This window comes from Photobacterium sp. SKA34, assembly GCF_000153325.1.
In the GTDB taxonomy this organism is placed as follows: domain Bacteria; phylum Pseudomonadota; class Gammaproteobacteria; order Enterobacterales; family Vibrionaceae; genus Photobacterium.
This window is the reverse complement of sequence record NZ_AAOU01000028.1, coordinates 58,604-73,990: the sequence shown is the minus strand read 5'-3', so window position 1 is coordinate 73,990 and position 15,387 is coordinate 58,604. Positions and strand designations below refer to the sequence as shown.

Sequence of the window (15,387 nt, the reverse complement as noted above, 5' to 3'; positions counted from 1 at the left end):
TTTAAGACCAATGGCGGCAGCGATATCGCCAGCACGCACTTCTTTGACCTCTTCACGCTTATTCGCATGCATTTGAACAATGCGACCTAAACGTTCACGTTTCTCTTTAATGCTGTTAAAGACAGTATCACCTGAATTTACAACACCAGAATAAACACGCATGAAAGTTAACGTACCTACAAACGGGTCTGTTGCAATTTTGAACGCAAGCGCAGCAAAAGGTTCGTTGTCATCTGAATGACGTTCAACAGAATTACCGTTTTCATCTTCACCAGTAATTGCTTTTACTTCTGTTGGTGAAGGAAGGAAGTCAACAACCGCATCAAGTACCGCTTGAACACCTTTGTTCTTGAATGCAGAACCACAAGTCGCGAGTACGATTTCGTTGTTGAGTGTACGTTGACGAAGACCTGCTTTAATTTCAGCTTCAGTCAGTTCGCCTTCTTCAAGGTATTTATCCATTAGTTCGTCGTTCGCTTCAGCGGCAGACTCAACTAAATTCATGCGCCATTCTTCTGCTTCTTCTAATAAATCAGCAGGAATGTCTTCATAGGTAAAACTAGTTCCTTGATCAGCTTCTGACCAGTTAATGGCCTTCATTTTGATCAGGTCAATTACACCTTTAAATTCATCTTCAGCACCAATATTCAGTTGAATAGGTACTGGGTTTGCGCCAAGACGGGTTTTGATTTGCTCGATAACGCGAAGGAAATCGGCACCAGTACGGTCCATCTTGTTAACGAAAACCATGCGTGGTACTTCGTATCTATCAGCTTGACGCCATACAGTCTCTGACTGAGGCTCTACACCTGAAGAACCACAGAACACAACAACAGCACCATCTAATACACGTAGTGAACGTTCAACTTCAATGGTGAAGTCTACGTGTCCAGGAGTATCAATGATGTTGATTCGGTGCTCGTCGAACTGCTTGTCCATACCGCGCCAAAAGGTGGTTGTTGCAGCAGAGGTGATCGTGATACCACGTTCTTGCTCCTGCTCCATCCAATCCATAGTAGCAGCGCCGTCGTGTACTTCACCAATCTTATGAGATAAGCCTGTGTAAAACAGGATGCGCTCGGTCGTTGTTGTTTTACCGGCGTCAACGTGAGCACAGATACCAATATTACGGTAGCGCTCGATAGGCGTTTTGCGTGCCACAGTTGTATCCTCTTACTAAGGTGAACCTTAGAATATGGTTTAGGCACAGCAGGAAAACCTGCCGTGCCCAAGCGGTATTACCAGCTATATTACCAGCGGTAATGTGCGAACGCTTTGTTCGCATCTGCCATACGGTGAACGTCTTCACGTTTCTTAACAGCAGAACCTTTGTTGTCAGCCGCATCAAGCATTTCGCCTGCTAGACGCTGAGCCATAGATTTTTCACCACGCTTACGCGCAGCTTCAACTAACCAACGCATAGCTAGTGCATTACGACGTACTGGACGTACTTCTACAGGCACCTGGTAAGTTGAACCACCCACACGGCGAGATTTAACTTCTACCGCTGGACGTACATTTTCAAGAGCTTTTTCAAATACAGCTAGGTGTTCTTCACCAGAACGCTCAGCCATAGTTTCTAGTGCAGAGTAAACAATTTTTTCTGCAGTAGATTTTTTACCGTCAACCATAAGGATGTTAACGAATTTTGCCAGCAATTCTGATTTGAATTTAGGATCTGGAAGGATCTTACGCTGACCGATTACGCGACGACGTGGCATGGATTATCTCCGTTGTCTTCTTCAGGTTATCCAAAACTTTTCAGTTTCTTCAAAATTAAAATAATTTTAGTGTTTGGCCTTACTTAACGGAATCCATTAAGACTTAGGACGCTTCACACCGTACTTAGAACGACCTTGTTTACGGTCATTAACGCCTGCACAGTCAAGTGCACCACGAACAGTGTGGTAACGAACACCCGGTAAGTCTTTAACACGACCACCGCGGATAAGAACAACTGAGTGCTCCTGAAGGTTGTGACCTTCACCGCCGATGTATGATGTTACTTCGAAACCGTTTGTTAGACGAACACGACATACTTTACGTAATGCTGAGTTCGGTTTTTTAGGTGTAGTAGTGTAAACACGAGTACATACACCACGTTTCTGTGGGCACGCTTCTAGTGCTGGCACGTTGCTTTTTACAACTTGCTTAGCACGTGGCTTACGTACCAACTGGTTAATAGTTGCCATTAAATAGCTCCTGAATATTACTTTCGTAAGGTGAAAAATCTGCCTCCCAACAACAGGAGGACGCGAAATTTTAGGCATCGCACCCTAGGGTGTCAAGATCTAACCAACGATCAATCAAATGATCATTTCTTAAACAATCGGTTTTTTATCACTTTTAAGGCTTATATCATACTCATTTAAGCCCATTTCATATGCTGTTCATGTTTAACCGTTAACGAAACAAAGCCTTTATAATCAATAACATTTAGATATTCGTCACACTTACCTTGCAACCCACGCGCAATGAGATCAGCATCAAGTAAATAAATTTTTACACCAATATTTTTTATTACATTTAAATAATTATTTTTTACCAGACCGGCGATCACAGCATCTTCTAACAGTAATATTTCATCGCCAGCGGCAATATATGCTAAACATTGAGCTAAAGATTGGCTTTGATAAGGTGAGCGAGTAACGGTATGAAGCATTACGACCTCAAAATGTAAGAAGTTGTCGACATTGATGCATTTTCTCTATCAATTGTGCTTGTTCGCAAACAATCACATCGATGATCAAGTCGTCTGTTGTTAGTCCGCGAGCGAGGAGTGATTCTGCATTCACGTAAATATTTTCAACATCATAAAGTTCAAGCATTTTAAATGTCGCAATATAATCCCGACTTAAAATAGCTTGTGGCTGTTGCTGTTTTAATAATTGAAATACGCCATCATCAATAAAATACAGTGCTAACTCTTCAGTATAAGCTGAACTTGCCAATACAGCATCTAGCCCTTCTCTCCCACTATTATTGCCATGTGGTGAAGTTCTAAAGATAAAACCCAGTGAATTCATATCAATACCACTAAAATTGTATTACGCGATCTGCAGTTAACATGACCTCAGCAAGACCGCCAAGCCCTGCCTGTTCAAAGCCATCCGCAAGATTGGCAGCAGATAATTGGTTTTGCTCTGCTTCTTGCACACTGACAATACCGCGACGCAATGCAGCTGCTACACAGGTTTGTAATTCAACATTATGCGTTTTAGCTAAGGCTTGCCATGCTGCCACAAGATCAAATTCATCGGATGCTGGTGCCGTTAATGCTGAGCCATTTAACACGCCATCTTGATAAAAGAACACGCGTTTTAATACATGTCCTTCTTCAATTAATGCACTTGCAAATTGATAGGCTGAACGCGATGTTTGGTTTCCATATGCAGGACCATTAACCACGATAGCATAAGTTAAACTCACTTCTCACCATCCTCGGTTTTTCTCTGGCGGATATACAGATACACGGTGTGTTTAGATATATTTAAACGATCTGCAACACGATTAATCGCATCTTTAATATCGAAAATACCTTTATCGAACAGCTCCATCACGATTTGGCGATTTTTGGCATTATTTGATACGTTCTTATCCGCATTAATTTCTTCGATAGTACGTTCAACCGTTTGATCAACGAGTTCATCAACATCGCTTGCAAAGTTAACGGTTGATGCTGCTTGTTTAGCTTCATCAGTAGGCATAAACGACTGCAGAATTTGAGAGAAAGGCGCATCTAAATTAACGTTTATACATAAAAGGCCAATGATATTATTTTCACCGTTACGAATGGCAATTGTGATTGACTTCATTAAGTCACCACCTTTTGCACGGGTGAAATAAGCACGAGAAAAATTACGTTCAGAACCTTCAATATCACGTAGCATGCGTAATGCAAGATCGGTGATTGGCGAGCCAACTTTACGACCTGTATTTTCTCCGTTAGCAATCTTAATCGCAGAAGTGTTGAGATCGGCTAATGAATGGAGAACGATTTCACAAAAGGGACCAATTAACGCAGCTAAACCATCAACAACAGCTTCATAAGAGCGAAGAATAATATAATCATGCTCAGAGAAGATTCGGCTATCGACGATATCACTGTCGACCATCACCTCTGAATCAAAGTTATCAGTTGAAAACACTTTTCAATCTTCCATGTTGCAATCAATACTATTAATACGACTTATAAATTCAGCTTATGTATTAAATAGAATCAATAAAATTTAAAATATTGCTAGTAAGTTTATCAGATAATTAAAAAGAAAAGACCCGACATAAGTCGGGTCTTGATATTTATCAACATATTTATTGGTAAATATTGCTCAATTATTGTGTTTTTGTCTCTGTAGCTGCTGATTTTTCAGCTGGTGCCGCTGCAGGTTTTGCAGTTTCATTACCTTTAATACTTAGTAGCTCAACTTGGAATACCAATGTTGAGTTAGCAGGAATGCTTGGGTTTGCTTGTGCGCCGTAAGCTAGCTGTGGCGGAATAACAAACTCAAACTTTGAGCCTACAGGCATTAGCTGAACACCTTCAGTCCAACCAGGGATAACTTGATTTAGAGGGAAAGTTGCAGGTTGATTACGCTTGTAAGAACTGTCAAATACAGTACCGTCAGTTAGCATGCCTTTGTAATGAACTTCAACTGTATCGGTTGCTGTTGGTTTTGGACCTGTACCTTCTTTTTCAATCTTGTACATTAGGCCCGTTTTAGTTGTTACTACACCCGTTTCTTTCGAGAACTTAGTACGGAACTCTTCACCGGCTTTTACGTTTTTTTCAGCTTCAGTTTTTGCTTTTTCTTCAACAATTTTAGCTACGCGCTGGTCAAGCTCTTGAAGCGCTTGTTGGGTTTGCTCTTGCGTTAAACGACTCTTACCCGCAAATACATCTTCAACACCTTGAAGTACGTCTTGACGGTTTAGGTCTAGACCCAGCTCTTTTTGCTGCTCAAGGTTAGCAGAGAGATATTGGGCCAGTGACGCACCAATTGCATAAGCAGCTTTTTGATCTTCAGTTTTAAATTCTACTTTAGCATCAGCTGCTGGAGTCTTAGCAGCAACCTGCTCTACTTTCGCAGGCTCTGCAGGCTTATTGGTGTCTGCTTTATTATCATCCTGACAACCAACAGCGAGGAAAATTGTTGCTGCCAATACAGACATCTTTAGAACAGGTTTCATGTATTTCTCCATCAGTCACTGAGGCAATGCCTCATTTTTAAACTGTACTTTTTAGAATGAGTATGAAAATAAAATTATAACAATATACTACTAGCATTTGATTAAGTAACTGTAAAAAGCAAGTCAGTTCAGTTATTTAATCAGACTAATTTACTCTACTAGTTATCCTATGCAAGCGGAACAAGAGCTTAATGTATAAAACTTTTTTTTCATTTTGTTTGTTTTTCTCCACTTTGACCTTGAGTGGTTGTTTCTTTTCTGGCTCAGAAGTCCAACGCTGGCAATTAGCCCCACAAGGTGCAACCAGTTTTAGCCTTAGCCGAGATGGTCGTTTTGCAATAGTTAGTGCAATCGAACAAGGTATCGCGCTATGGGACTTACATCAAAACAAAAAGTTAGCTGATTTTGGTTCTCAAGATCAACATCACAATACGGTGATAAGTAGCCATATTTCTGACAATAAACGTTTTGCTATCACAGCAACAGCACAAAATTTTGCTATTTGGGATCTTGGCTGGTCCCAAGCTAAAGGTTTATGGTCTATTGATGACGCTACCATTAGAGATGTTGCTATTGCCAATAATGGCGACGACATCTTATTAGCGCTTAGTAATGGTAAGGCCTTGTTTATCAATATTAGCACAGGAAGAAGACTTGAGTTTTTAGCACATAAAGAGAAAGTTAATAGTGTCGATTTATCTCCTAATGGTCGTTACGCTCTATCCGGCGGTAATGATCATAATGGCTATTTATGGGATACCCTTACAGGACAAATCTTATATCCTTTCCCTCATAAAAGTCGCATTACTCGAGTCGCACTACAACGGGATGGAAAATTTGCACTGACTGCCGATGGCACCAATGACATCTTTATTTGGGATTTAACCAACGGCAAGAAAGTATCAGAACTAGATATTACCCTTCGCCAACAAACCCTTTCCAGTGCCCGATTTTCTGATGATGGTTCAATGATAGCAACCGGTACTCCCTCACGCCGAGTGGAGTTATGGCAAACATCGGATGGGAAAAATATAGGGAGTTGGAAAGCGGAACGTCAGCAAGATACTCGACCCGCTACAGCAGTGGTGTATGATGTCGCTATTAGCCCAACAGGTAACGTCATCTCTGGATCATCATCTGGATTTGTCCAAGCCTGGTCAACCGATTGAAAACGACCATGACTGAGATTGAACAATTACAACACCGTATTGATGAACTTGAAATGAAACAAGCCTTTCAAGAGCAAACTATTGATGATCTTAATGATGCCCTTACCAAGCAACAGTTCATGATTGACCGCATGGAAGTTCAGATGAGATTTTTAGTGGGTAAGGTAAAAGGTATGCAAGCACCGAATATGGCCAACGAGTCGGAAGAAACTCCGCCACCACATTATTAATCGAGTTTGACTAAAAAAGAAAAACAAAAAAGGAAGCCTGAGCTTCCTTTTTTACTAATATCATAAAATGATATTAGTGAGAGCAGCAACCGCTTTTCTCTTCGCCACTGCAGCAACCTTCGTCACTTTCACCGTGATCGCTACAACCGCCTTCGCCGCCACAACAACCACCACCTTGGTGTAGGTGACCGTGTGCAGTTTCTTCTTCAGTCGCTGCGCGTACAGCAACAACTTCAACGTCAAAACCTAGAGTTTGACCAGCAAGCATGTGGTTACCGTCAACAACTACGTGATCGCCATCAACTTCAGTTACTTCGACAGGAATTGGACCTTGATCAGTATCTGCTAGGAAACGCATACCAACAGTAATTTCATCAACACCTTGGAATACGTTTGCAGGAACACGTTGAACCATTTCGTCCATGTGCTCGCCGTAAGCGTCAGCAGGAGCAACAGTTACTTCGAACTTGTCGCCAGCTACATGACCTTCAAGCGCTGCTTCTAGGCCAGGAATTAGATTGTTATGACCGTGAAGGTAATCAAGTGGAGCTTCAACTGTTGATTGATCTACAATTACACCATCTTCAGTTTTCACTTGGTAAGCTAGGCTTACTACTGTGTCTTTAGCGACTTTCATGTTTACTCCAAAATTTCAGCTTGGGGTGATAAGTTTTGCGCGACATCATACAGGATAATATGGCAATGATGCTAATACCGTATTTAGTCAGGTTTAAAAACACCTATCACTTGTTGTTTGGTTGTTGACGAAAGTTGTTCACTTTCTTGTACCGATTGCGGCACCCGTGTATCTGAATGATCACAGGCCACACACTCGACATATTCAACATCATCTTGCTGCCACCAGCGTAAAGTATCGATGGTTTGACAATTTGGGCATGCAGCCCCTGCGATAAATCGTTTTTTTATCATCCTGCTCTTTCCTTGACCATTACACAAGCACTAGCTTAATCCCAACCATGATGGCGTTCTTCCTCGCCTCGCATTTCACGATCGAAAATTTCTTCTAACTCTTTACGGGCTTCTTTTTGTCGCGAAGCTAGATTGACTTCTTCACTATGTTGCGGCAATAGATCCCGTAAGGCTTGTGTATCTATTTTACGAAAATGTGCCTCGGCACGTTGCGCTTTATACGGGTGCATACCTAGAGATATAAGGGCTTGGCGACCTAAATCAAGAGCACCAGCAAAAGTTTCACGAGAGAAACATTCAACGCCTTGGCTTAGTAGTTGATGTGCTTCAACACGGCTTCTCGCCCGCGCTAATATTTTTAAGTGCGGGAAATGTTGTTGACACATAGCCACCACTTCCATGACTTCTGTCGGTGCATCAGTACAGATAATAATTGCTTCCGCATTATCCGCCCCTGCTGCGCGTAGCAAATCTAACTGAGTAGCATCACCGTAAAAAACTTTATAACCAAACTTGCGTAAAAATTGGATTTGGCTCGGATCTCGCTCAAGTACAGTCACTTTAATTTTATTAGCAAAAAGTAATCGCCCTATAACTTGTCCAAAACGCCCAAACCCCGTAATGATGACACGAGGTTCACGGTCAACAATATCCGACTCTGGCTCAGGTTGCTCACTCGCTTTAAAGCTTCGCACAAACCAGCGATTTTGAAGCGTTAATATGAGTGGTGTGGTCATCATTGATATACTTACGACCACCAGCAAGAAAGCCAATAACTGCGCATCTAGTAAACCTTCAGCACGAGCGGCAGTAAACAGGACAAACGCAAACTCCCCCCCCTGACTTAAGATCGCCGCCATTTGACTACGTGACTTTTCTCTTACGCCAAATATCCGAGCTAAAAGATAAAGTACGACACCTTTTACTGCGACTAGCGCTAATACTGCAGCTAAAATCTGTAATGGATATTGCCACAACAAACCAATATTCACCGCCATACCCACTGAAATAAAAAATAGCCCCAGTAATAATCCTTTAAACGGTTCTATCGCAATTTCTAACTCATGGCGATATTCGCTCTCAGCTAATAGCACTCCCGCTAAGAATGCCCCTAACGCCATGGATAATCCAAGCGCCTGCATAATCAATGCAATACCAAGAACTAACAATAATGCAGCAACATTAAACAGTTCACGAACGCCACTCATTACCACATAACGAAACAGTGGACGAAGCAAAAAATGCCCACCGACAAGTAATACGGCGATGCCTCCTAACATCCAGAATGCGTCATTCCAGCTCCCTCCTTTACCACCCGCGAGAGCAGGGAGTAAAGCAAGCATTGGGATCACCGCAATATCTTGAAATAACAATACCGCAAAACCCGATTGCCCAGTTTCACTTCCTGATAATTGCTGTTCTTCGATAACACGAAGTGCGATTGCTGTTGAAGATAACGCCAACCCCATGCCAATCACTGCTGTATCGCGCCACGTCAGCGAAGGTAAAAATCCATTAAGACTCATCACCACTACGGCAATAACCCCACTGGTGATCACAACCTGCCCACCACCTAACCCTAAAATAGGTTTTCGCATTTGCCACAGCTTTTTCGGATTAAGCTCTAAACCAATCAGAAATAGTAACAACACAACACCAAATTCTGAGAAATGGAGGATGGCATCAACATCGGAGATCAAGCCTAAGCCCCAAGGGCCAATTGCAATACCCGCAATCAAATAACCTAACACTGATCCTAAGCCAAGCTTTTGCGCCAAAGGGACGGCAATGATAGCCGCCGCTAAAAAAACCACACTAAGAACAAGAAAATCATTGGTCATTGTTGGTCTCCTTATTCGCTAAGCTAATTCGGGGCTCAATAATCAGAGGGTTCGCCAGCCATGATTGGTATGCACGTGCATATTGGCTTAACTCATCCATCGTGACGCGTCTTGCCCAATGCAAGATAAGTGGCGGTAACCAATGCATTTGGCAAAGATCAGCACAAATTTCAAATGGCTTTAAAATGGTATCAATACCATAACGGTTATAACCATCAGGACTATAAGCTTCTGCCCCACCGCCAGTAGTGATCACCGAGCGCCAATATTTACCTACGGTTTCATTACCGTCACCGTGTGCAAAGCCTTTGCTTAACACTCTATCAAACCACTCTTTCAACAATGATGGGCAGGAATACATATAGAGCGGATGCTGGAAAATAATGATGTCGTGACCCGCGATCAATTCATGCTCTGCGACAACATCGATAAAGAAATCGGGGTACGTGGCATATAAATCATGCACAGTAACGTGACCTAATAGCTCAATGTTTTGCAACATTGCGCGATTAGCAACGGACTCATCAGGATCGGGATGAGCAAAAATAATGAGAATTGATGGTAAGTTTTGTCGTGTCATAACACCCTTTAACAATCGTTCATATTCATCATGTGCAACAATAAGTACTTGCTCAGTATTATTCCATCATACCTAATTGTTAACAAACATGATCTTTTGTTTATCATTTGTTCAGCAATACGTAACCTAAACCTCTAGAGAGATGTTAGCCACTCTGCGCTGTTTGAGTTAGACTTCCGCCCATAAGTCCAGTTTATTTAGTGGAGCGGGCAAGACCCCGGCAATATTGATGATTATCTTTTCAGATATCCAACTTCTACGTGGTGGCAAAGTATTACTTGAAAACGCCACTTCAACGATCCATCCGGGCGACAAAGTCGGTCTTGTCGGTAAAAACGGTTGTGGTAAATCGACCCTGTTCGCTTTACTGAAAAATGAGCTCAGCTTAGATGCTGGCAACTGTCAATTTCCAAGTAACTGGGAAATGGCATGGGTTGCTCAGGAAACGCCTGCGTTAGAGCGCGCTGCTATTGAATATGTCATTGATGGTGACCGTGAGTACCGTGAACTTGAGCGCCAACTCCTTGCCGCTGAGCAAGCCGACAACGGTACTAAAGTCGCAGAGCTTCACGGTAAAATGGATACCATTGGAGGCTATAGCATTAAGGCTCGTGCGGCAGAATTACTTGATGGTCTAGGCTTTTCACAGCATCAAATGCAATGGAACCTAACCCAATTTTCGGGTGGTTGGCGTATGCGTCTTAACCTTGCCCAAGCGCTATTATGCCGCTCTGATCTCTTACTTCTCGATGAGCCAACTAACCACTTAGATTTAGATGCGGTCATGTGGTTGGAAAAATGGCTCCAAAGCTACCGTGGTACCTTGGTGTTGATTTCCCATGACCGCGATTTCTTAGATCCAGTGGTTAACCGCATTATCCATCTTGAAAATCAAACCATGAACAGTTACACCGGTAACTATTCATCGTTTGAAGTACAACGCGCCGAAAAGCTAGTACTACAACAAGCAATGTATCAGAAACAACAAAAGCAAATGACGCACATGCAGTCATACATTGAACGTTTCCGTTACAAAGCCAGTAAAGCACGCCAAGCGCAAAGTCGTATTAAAGCCCTTGAGCGCATGGAAAAAGTGTTACCAGCTCAGTTTGATAATCCATTCAGTTTTGAATTCCGCGAGCCAAGTGCTCTGCCAAACCCAATCTTAATGATGGATCAAGTTGCCGCAGGTTATGACGACCTACTGATTTTAGAAAAGATTCGTCTGAATCTTGTTCCTGGTAGTCGTATTGGCCTACTTGGCCGAAATGGTGCTGGTAAATCTACCCTGATCAAAATGCTATCTGGTGATTTACCAGCGAAAGCCGGTGATATGGCATATTCGCAAGGGGTTAAAATTGGTTACTTTGCCCAGCACCAATTAGAAACCTTGTACCTTGATGATACCCCTGTACAGCATATTGCACGTATTGCACCACAAGCAACCGAGCAACAACTACGTGATTATTTAGGTAGTTTTGGTTTTATTGGTGATAAAGCGCTAGAAAAAGTCGGTCCGTTTTCTGGCGGTGAGAAAGCACGTTTAGTGCTGGCACTTATTGTATGGCAACGTCCTAACCTATTACTGCTCGATGAGCCAACCAACCACCTTGATTTAGATATGCGCCAAGCACTGACGTTGGCACTGCAATCTTATGAAGGTGCAATGGTTATTGTAAGTCACGATCGTTACTTACTACGTGCGACAACCGATGACTTATATTTGGTGCATGATCGCCAAGTCGTACCGTTTGATGGGGATTTAAATGATTACCACAAATGGCTTACCGAGCAACAGCGTAATGAGCGCCGTGATCAACAAGCAACAAAACCTGAAACCAACAAAGACAACAGCGCGGCATCGCGTAAAGAGCAAAAACGTTTAGAGGCAGAGTTCCGTAAACAAACTGCCCCGATACGTAAAGAAATCACCAAGCTTGAAAAGCAAATGGACAAGCTCAATACCATTATCACCGATGCTGAAACTGCGTTAAGTGATAGCAGTATTTATGAAGCTGAGAACAAAGCCCGTATGAACGAGCAATTAAAACTGCAAGGCGATGCAAAATCTGACTTGGAAGATGTTGAAGTTGCTTGGATGGAGTTACAAGAGCAATTAGAAGAGATGGAATCTCAATTTAGCGCCGAATAATATTGCTTAACACCTATAGCGCCAACGAGCACTTCGTTGGCGTTGTTATTTTCAATTATCTAGAATAATGTCAATCACTACCAAATCATCATCACGCATGCTGCCGTTAGTGCTCCCATCGTCTGATTAAACCTAATCGTACGACGTTCTGATGTTAGCCAATGACGTATCACCATCCCAGTTACTGTCCATAGCGAGACGCAAGTAAAACCCACCACGAAAAATACCGTCACAATCATCGATATAGATAACCAATAGTGCTCCCCGCTAACGGCGAAAGTGCTTACTGCCGTTGCAGACATCATCCATGCTTTAGGATTAACGTATTGAAACAGTGCAGCAGAGAATACACTCATCGGTTTAGCCTTCACTTTTTGCTCTGTTTTCCCCATACCGCCAGCGGTGGCTATTTTCCATGCTAAATACAATAAGTACGCACACCCAACAACTCTCAATACCTCGTGAACCACAGGATAACGTTCAAAAATAATACCGAGCCCTGCCGCCAGTAAACTTATCATGCTCGCCATACCCACACTAATCCCCATAATATGCGGAACACTGCGCCAATAACCAAAGTTCGCTCCAGAGGCGGTTACCATCATATTGTTAGGCCCCGGCGTGCCTGTCATTAATATGGCAAATAAAATAACTGAGATAATTGTTGATCCTTCCACACTCTTTCCTTAATAAACGATAGAAATAAAACTATCCAGATCATCTCTCACGAAATTGTACCGATACAATTTCAGTTATTTCGCGACAACATAAAAAATCTCTGGTAATACGGTTGTTTTGTGCGCACAATTTAACCTAACAAGGGAAGTTATTAAGATCAAAGGATTTATTGTCACCATGACAATCGAGAAGAAGTTATTAAATATCCAACTTATCGCTAAAACTAAAGAACCAATTTATCGTCAAATTGCTGATGGCATTGCACGAGCTATCGAGCATGGTGACATCGCGATTGGGGAGAAACTGCCCACTCACCGCGCACTTGCCGATCAATTACAGGTTACCGTAGGTACAGTGACACGTGCTTATGCAGAAGCGGAGCGACGTCATCTTGTCGAAGCGCGTATTGGGGCTGGGACGTATGTCTGTGATAACAATAAAAACCATAACTGGATCTATCAATTAGAAGAATTACAGACTGAAGAATGTAATTTCGGCTATAACATTCCTCCGCGATTTGATCGCAGTGAGATGATAAGCAAAGCCATGGCAAAAATTAGTGCCAACCCCTCGCAATTAAATGACATGATGCTGTATCAGCCACCGCAAGGGATCGATAGTCATCGTCATATCGTTTGCCAATGGTTAAATCAAAAAGGCATTAATGTTTCATCAGAGCAGATGTACTTCACCTCTGGCGCGCAACATGCTGCGGAATTATTACTGAGTATTTTCTGTCGTGCTGGTGATACCGTTTTAGTCGAACAATTTTGCTACCCCGGCTTTCTAACTCTTGCTCGTCAACATGGTATTACCCTAAAAAGTGTTGAGATGGATAAAGATGGGGTGAGCCCAGCTAGTCTCGCATCGGCCTGTGAGCTCTACCAACCACGGTTAATATACTTAACACCAACCCAGCAAAACCCTACTTCAGTGACGATGTCGCTCTCTCGCCGCGAAGAAGTGATTAGCGTGTGTCGTGAACATAATGTGTTAATTGCGGAAGATGACGTCAACGGATTACTGTCGCCCTCACCGCCACCGCCTTTAATAAACCTTGCACCTGAACATGTTATCCACATAGGAGGGTTATCAAAATGCCTCGCACCAGGACTTCGCTTAGGTTACATCCAAGTACCTAAACAATGGCAGCAACACCTAAGTGCGGCACTCTATAACCACAGCTTAATGATCAGCCCACTGCTCTCTGCTATCGCTTGCGAATTAATAGTTCAAGGTGATGCCGATCGGGTGTTAACTACCGTTCGTACTGAAATACAGCAACGGCAATTATTGGTACAGCAATACCTCGGTGAGTTTTCCATTACGACCCAGACTTATAGTTTTCATGTTTGGCTGCAATTACCAGAAGACTGGCGCTTAAGTGATTTTATGGCAGCAACAACTGCCCGTGGGGTCATCGTGAAATCAGCAGAATTATTTACCCCTAGAGGTAATCATATTAAACCAGCAGTTCGACTCGCCATTAGCTCACCGCTAAACCAACAGCAATTGATCTTTGGCTTAAAAACCATTGCCGAGTTATTACGACACCCCCCTTTATCCCACTTTTCGCTGTAACAGAGGATATTCATGTCTCAATTTACGCCAGCATCAGGATTACAAAATCCACATATTCAAACCTTACTACCGCGATTTGTTCGTCGCCAGCCACTATTTACACCAGTGACGCAACGACTGACCACGCCTGATGATGACTTTCTTGATCTCGCTTGGACAGAATCTCCTACAGACGATAGCAAACCATTGATGATCCTGTTTCATGGTTTAGAAGGTAGTTTCCGTAGTCCATATGCCAATGGACTATTGTATGCTGCAAAACAACAAGGTTGGCTTGGGGTTATGATGCATTTTAGAGGCTGCAGCGGTGAGCTAAACCGTCAACCTAGAGGCTATCACTCAGGTGAAGTTAGTGATGCACGCTTTTTCATTACATGGTTACGTGAGCAATTCCCCCAACGGCCTTTTATCGCAGTGGGAGTATCCCTTGGCGGCAACATGCTGATTAACTACCTGGCAAAATATGGTGATGACAGTGATCTTATTGCCGCTCAAGCGGTATCTCCTCCATTAAATTTAGCCTCATGCTCGGCACGTATTCAACAAGGTTTTTCTAAGATCTATCAGCAATATCTACTCAGCTCGATGAAACGCACAATGGCAAAACGAATAACACTTCATCAAGACAAAATGCCCATCACCCACCTGCAATTAGAGGCGATAAATACGGTATGGCAATTTGATCAGCACATTACCGCCCCTCTCCATGGTTTTATTGATGCTGACGATTATTATCAACGTTGTAGTGGCCTTAAACAGCTCAACTTGATCAGTACACCACTGCGGATTATTCATGCCAAAGACGATCCGTTCATGACCGAATCGGTGATCCCTTCGCAGCCATTGCCGAGTAATATCGACTACAACCTATATGATAAAGGCGGCCATGTTGGATTTGTTAGTGGTTCAATTTTTAAACCGACATTTTGGCTCGAACACAGCATTCCAACATGGTTCAAAACCAAACTCACCACACCCCAATAGGGCTAGTGATATTTTTATCATATACTGCACCTATGAGTAACACAGTCGACGAGAC

General features: G+C 42.7%; 18 protein-coding genes. 5 read left to right on the top strand and 13 right to left on the bottom strand.

The window, feature by feature from the left end; translation table 11 throughout:
• The 8 genes from fusA to fkpA form a co-directional block, all read right to left on the bottom strand.
• The coding region (gene fusA / locus SKA34_RS00825) for an elongation factor G (RefSeq protein WP_006643598.1) at nucleotides 1-1,161 on the bottom strand (1,161 nt) is incomplete at its 3' end.
• An 89-nt stretch (nucleotides 1,162-1,250) separates the two neighbouring features.
• Nucleotides 1,251-1,721 (bottom strand): 30S ribosomal protein S7, encoded by a 471-nt coding sequence (rpsG, locus tag SKA34_RS00820; protein ID WP_005371760.1) that lies wholly within the window; start codon nucleotides 1,719-1,721, stop codon nucleotides 1,251-1,253.
• A gap of 96 nt (nucleotides 1,722-1,817) precedes the next feature.
• The gene (gene rpsL / locus SKA34_RS00815; RefSeq protein ID WP_004399892.1) at nucleotides 1,818-2,192 is read right to left on the bottom strand and encodes a 30S ribosomal protein S12; all 375 of its coding nucleotides are present in this window, start codon (nucleotides 2,190-2,192) and stop codon (nucleotides 1,818-1,820) included.
• Nucleotides 2,193-2,368: 176 nt separating this feature from the next.
• Nucleotides 2,369-2,662: a sulfurtransferase complex subunit TusB gene (gene tusB / locus SKA34_RS00810; protein WP_006643597.1), complete on the bottom strand. Its 294-nt coding sequence runs from the start codon at nucleotides 2,660-2,662 to the stop codon at nucleotides 2,369-2,371.
• Between the two features lie 7 nt (nucleotides 2,663-2,669).
• Entirely contained in the window at nucleotides 2,670-3,026 is a 357-nt protein-coding gene (gene tusC, locus SKA34_RS00805) for a sulfurtransferase complex subunit TusC (protein WP_006643596.1), read from the bottom strand.
• 10 nt (nucleotides 3,027-3,036) lie between these two features.
• Nucleotides 3,037-3,429: a sulfurtransferase complex subunit TusD gene (tusD, locus tag SKA34_RS00800; protein ID WP_006643595.1), complete on the bottom strand. Its 393-nt coding sequence runs from the start codon at nucleotides 3,427-3,429 to the stop codon at nucleotides 3,037-3,039.
• The gene (locus SKA34_RS00795; protein ID WP_006643594.1) at nucleotides 3,426-4,148 is read right to left on the bottom strand and encodes a transcriptional regulator; all 723 of its coding nucleotides are present in this window, start codon (nucleotides 4,146-4,148) and stop codon (nucleotides 3,426-3,428) included. The genes tusD and SKA34_RS00795 overlap by 4 nt, the downstream gene beginning before the upstream one ends.
• Nucleotides 4,149-4,332: 184 nt before the next feature.
• Entirely contained in the window at nucleotides 4,333-5,187 is an 855-nt protein-coding gene (fkpA, locus tag SKA34_RS00790; RefSeq protein ID WP_006643593.1) for an FKBP-type peptidyl-prolyl cis-trans isomerase, read from the bottom strand.
• A 191-nt stretch (nucleotides 5,188-5,378) separates the two neighbouring features.
• Between fkpA and SKA34_RS00785 the strand changes: the two genes are divergently transcribed.
• Nucleotides 5,379-6,356 (top strand): WD40 repeat domain-containing protein, encoded by a 978-nt coding sequence (locus SKA34_RS00785; protein WP_006643592.1) that lies wholly within the window; start codon nucleotides 5,379-5,381, stop codon nucleotides 6,354-6,356.
• 8 nt (nucleotides 6,357-6,364) lie between these two features.
• A complete protein-coding gene (locus SKA34_RS00780; protein WP_006643591.1) occupies nucleotides 6,365-6,586 on the top strand; it encodes a SlyX family protein in 222 nt (73 codons plus the stop codon).
• Between the two features lie 73 nt (nucleotides 6,587-6,659).
• Here the strand turns inward: SKA34_RS00780 and slyD are convergent, their stop codons facing one another.
• The 4 genes from slyD to kefG all read right to left on the bottom strand — a co-directional run bounded on the left by slyD (nucleotide 6,660) and on the right by kefG (nucleotide 9,937).
• Entirely contained in the window at nucleotides 6,660-7,223 is a 564-nt protein-coding gene (gene slyD / locus SKA34_RS00775; RefSeq protein WP_006643590.1) for a peptidylprolyl isomerase, read from the bottom strand.
• A gap of 83 nt (nucleotides 7,224-7,306) precedes the next feature.
• Nucleotides 7,307-7,516, bottom strand: coding sequence for a YheV family putative zinc ribbon protein (locus tag SKA34_RS00770; protein WP_006643589.1), 210 nt, complete (start codon nucleotides 7,514-7,516; stop codon nucleotides 7,307-7,309).
• A gap of 35 nt (nucleotides 7,517-7,551) precedes the next feature.
• Nucleotides 7,552-9,357: a glutathione-regulated potassium-efflux system protein KefB gene (gene kefB / locus SKA34_RS00765; RefSeq protein WP_006643588.1), complete on the bottom strand. Its 1,806-nt coding sequence runs from the start codon at nucleotides 9,355-9,357 to the stop codon at nucleotides 7,552-7,554.
• On the bottom strand, nucleotides 9,347-9,937 hold the full coding sequence (gene kefG, locus SKA34_RS00760; RefSeq protein ID WP_006643587.1) for a glutathione-regulated potassium-efflux system ancillary protein KefG: 591 nt from the start codon (nucleotides 9,935-9,937) through the stop codon (nucleotides 9,347-9,349). Before kefG ends, kefB begins: the two co-directional genes overlap by 11 nt.
• Before the next feature lie 229 nt (nucleotides 9,938-10,166).
• Here kefG and SKA34_RS00755 point away from each other — a divergent pair, with 229 nt between their 5' ends.
• Nucleotides 10,167-12,089 (top strand): ABC transporter ATP-binding protein, encoded by a 1,923-nt coding sequence (locus tag SKA34_RS00755; protein WP_006643586.1) that lies wholly within the window; start codon nucleotides 10,167-10,169, stop codon nucleotides 12,087-12,089.
• Between the two features lie 77 nt (nucleotides 12,090-12,166).
• Here SKA34_RS00755 and SKA34_RS00750 read toward each other — a convergent pair whose 3' ends face one another.
• Nucleotides 12,167-12,766 (bottom strand): LysE family translocator, encoded by a 600-nt coding sequence (locus tag SKA34_RS00750; RefSeq protein ID WP_006643585.1) that lies wholly within the window; start codon nucleotides 12,764-12,766, stop codon nucleotides 12,167-12,169.
• Between the two features lie 178 nt (nucleotides 12,767-12,944).
• Between SKA34_RS00750 and SKA34_RS00745 the strand changes: the two genes are divergently transcribed.
• Both SKA34_RS00745 and SKA34_RS00740 read left to right on the top strand, forming a co-directional pair.
• Nucleotides 12,945-14,348 carry a PLP-dependent aminotransferase family protein gene (locus tag SKA34_RS00745; protein WP_006643584.1) on the top strand — a complete coding sequence of 468 codons (1,404 nt, stop codon included), beginning with the start codon at nucleotides 12,945-12,947 and terminating at the stop codon, nucleotides 14,346-14,348.
• A 12-nt stretch (nucleotides 14,349-14,360) separates the two neighbouring features.
• The gene (locus tag SKA34_RS00740) at nucleotides 14,361-15,332 is read left to right on the top strand and encodes a hydrolase (RefSeq protein WP_006643583.1); all 972 of its coding nucleotides are present in this window, start codon (nucleotides 14,361-14,363) and stop codon (nucleotides 15,330-15,332) included.
• Nucleotides 15,333-15,387: the final 55 nt, after the last annotated feature.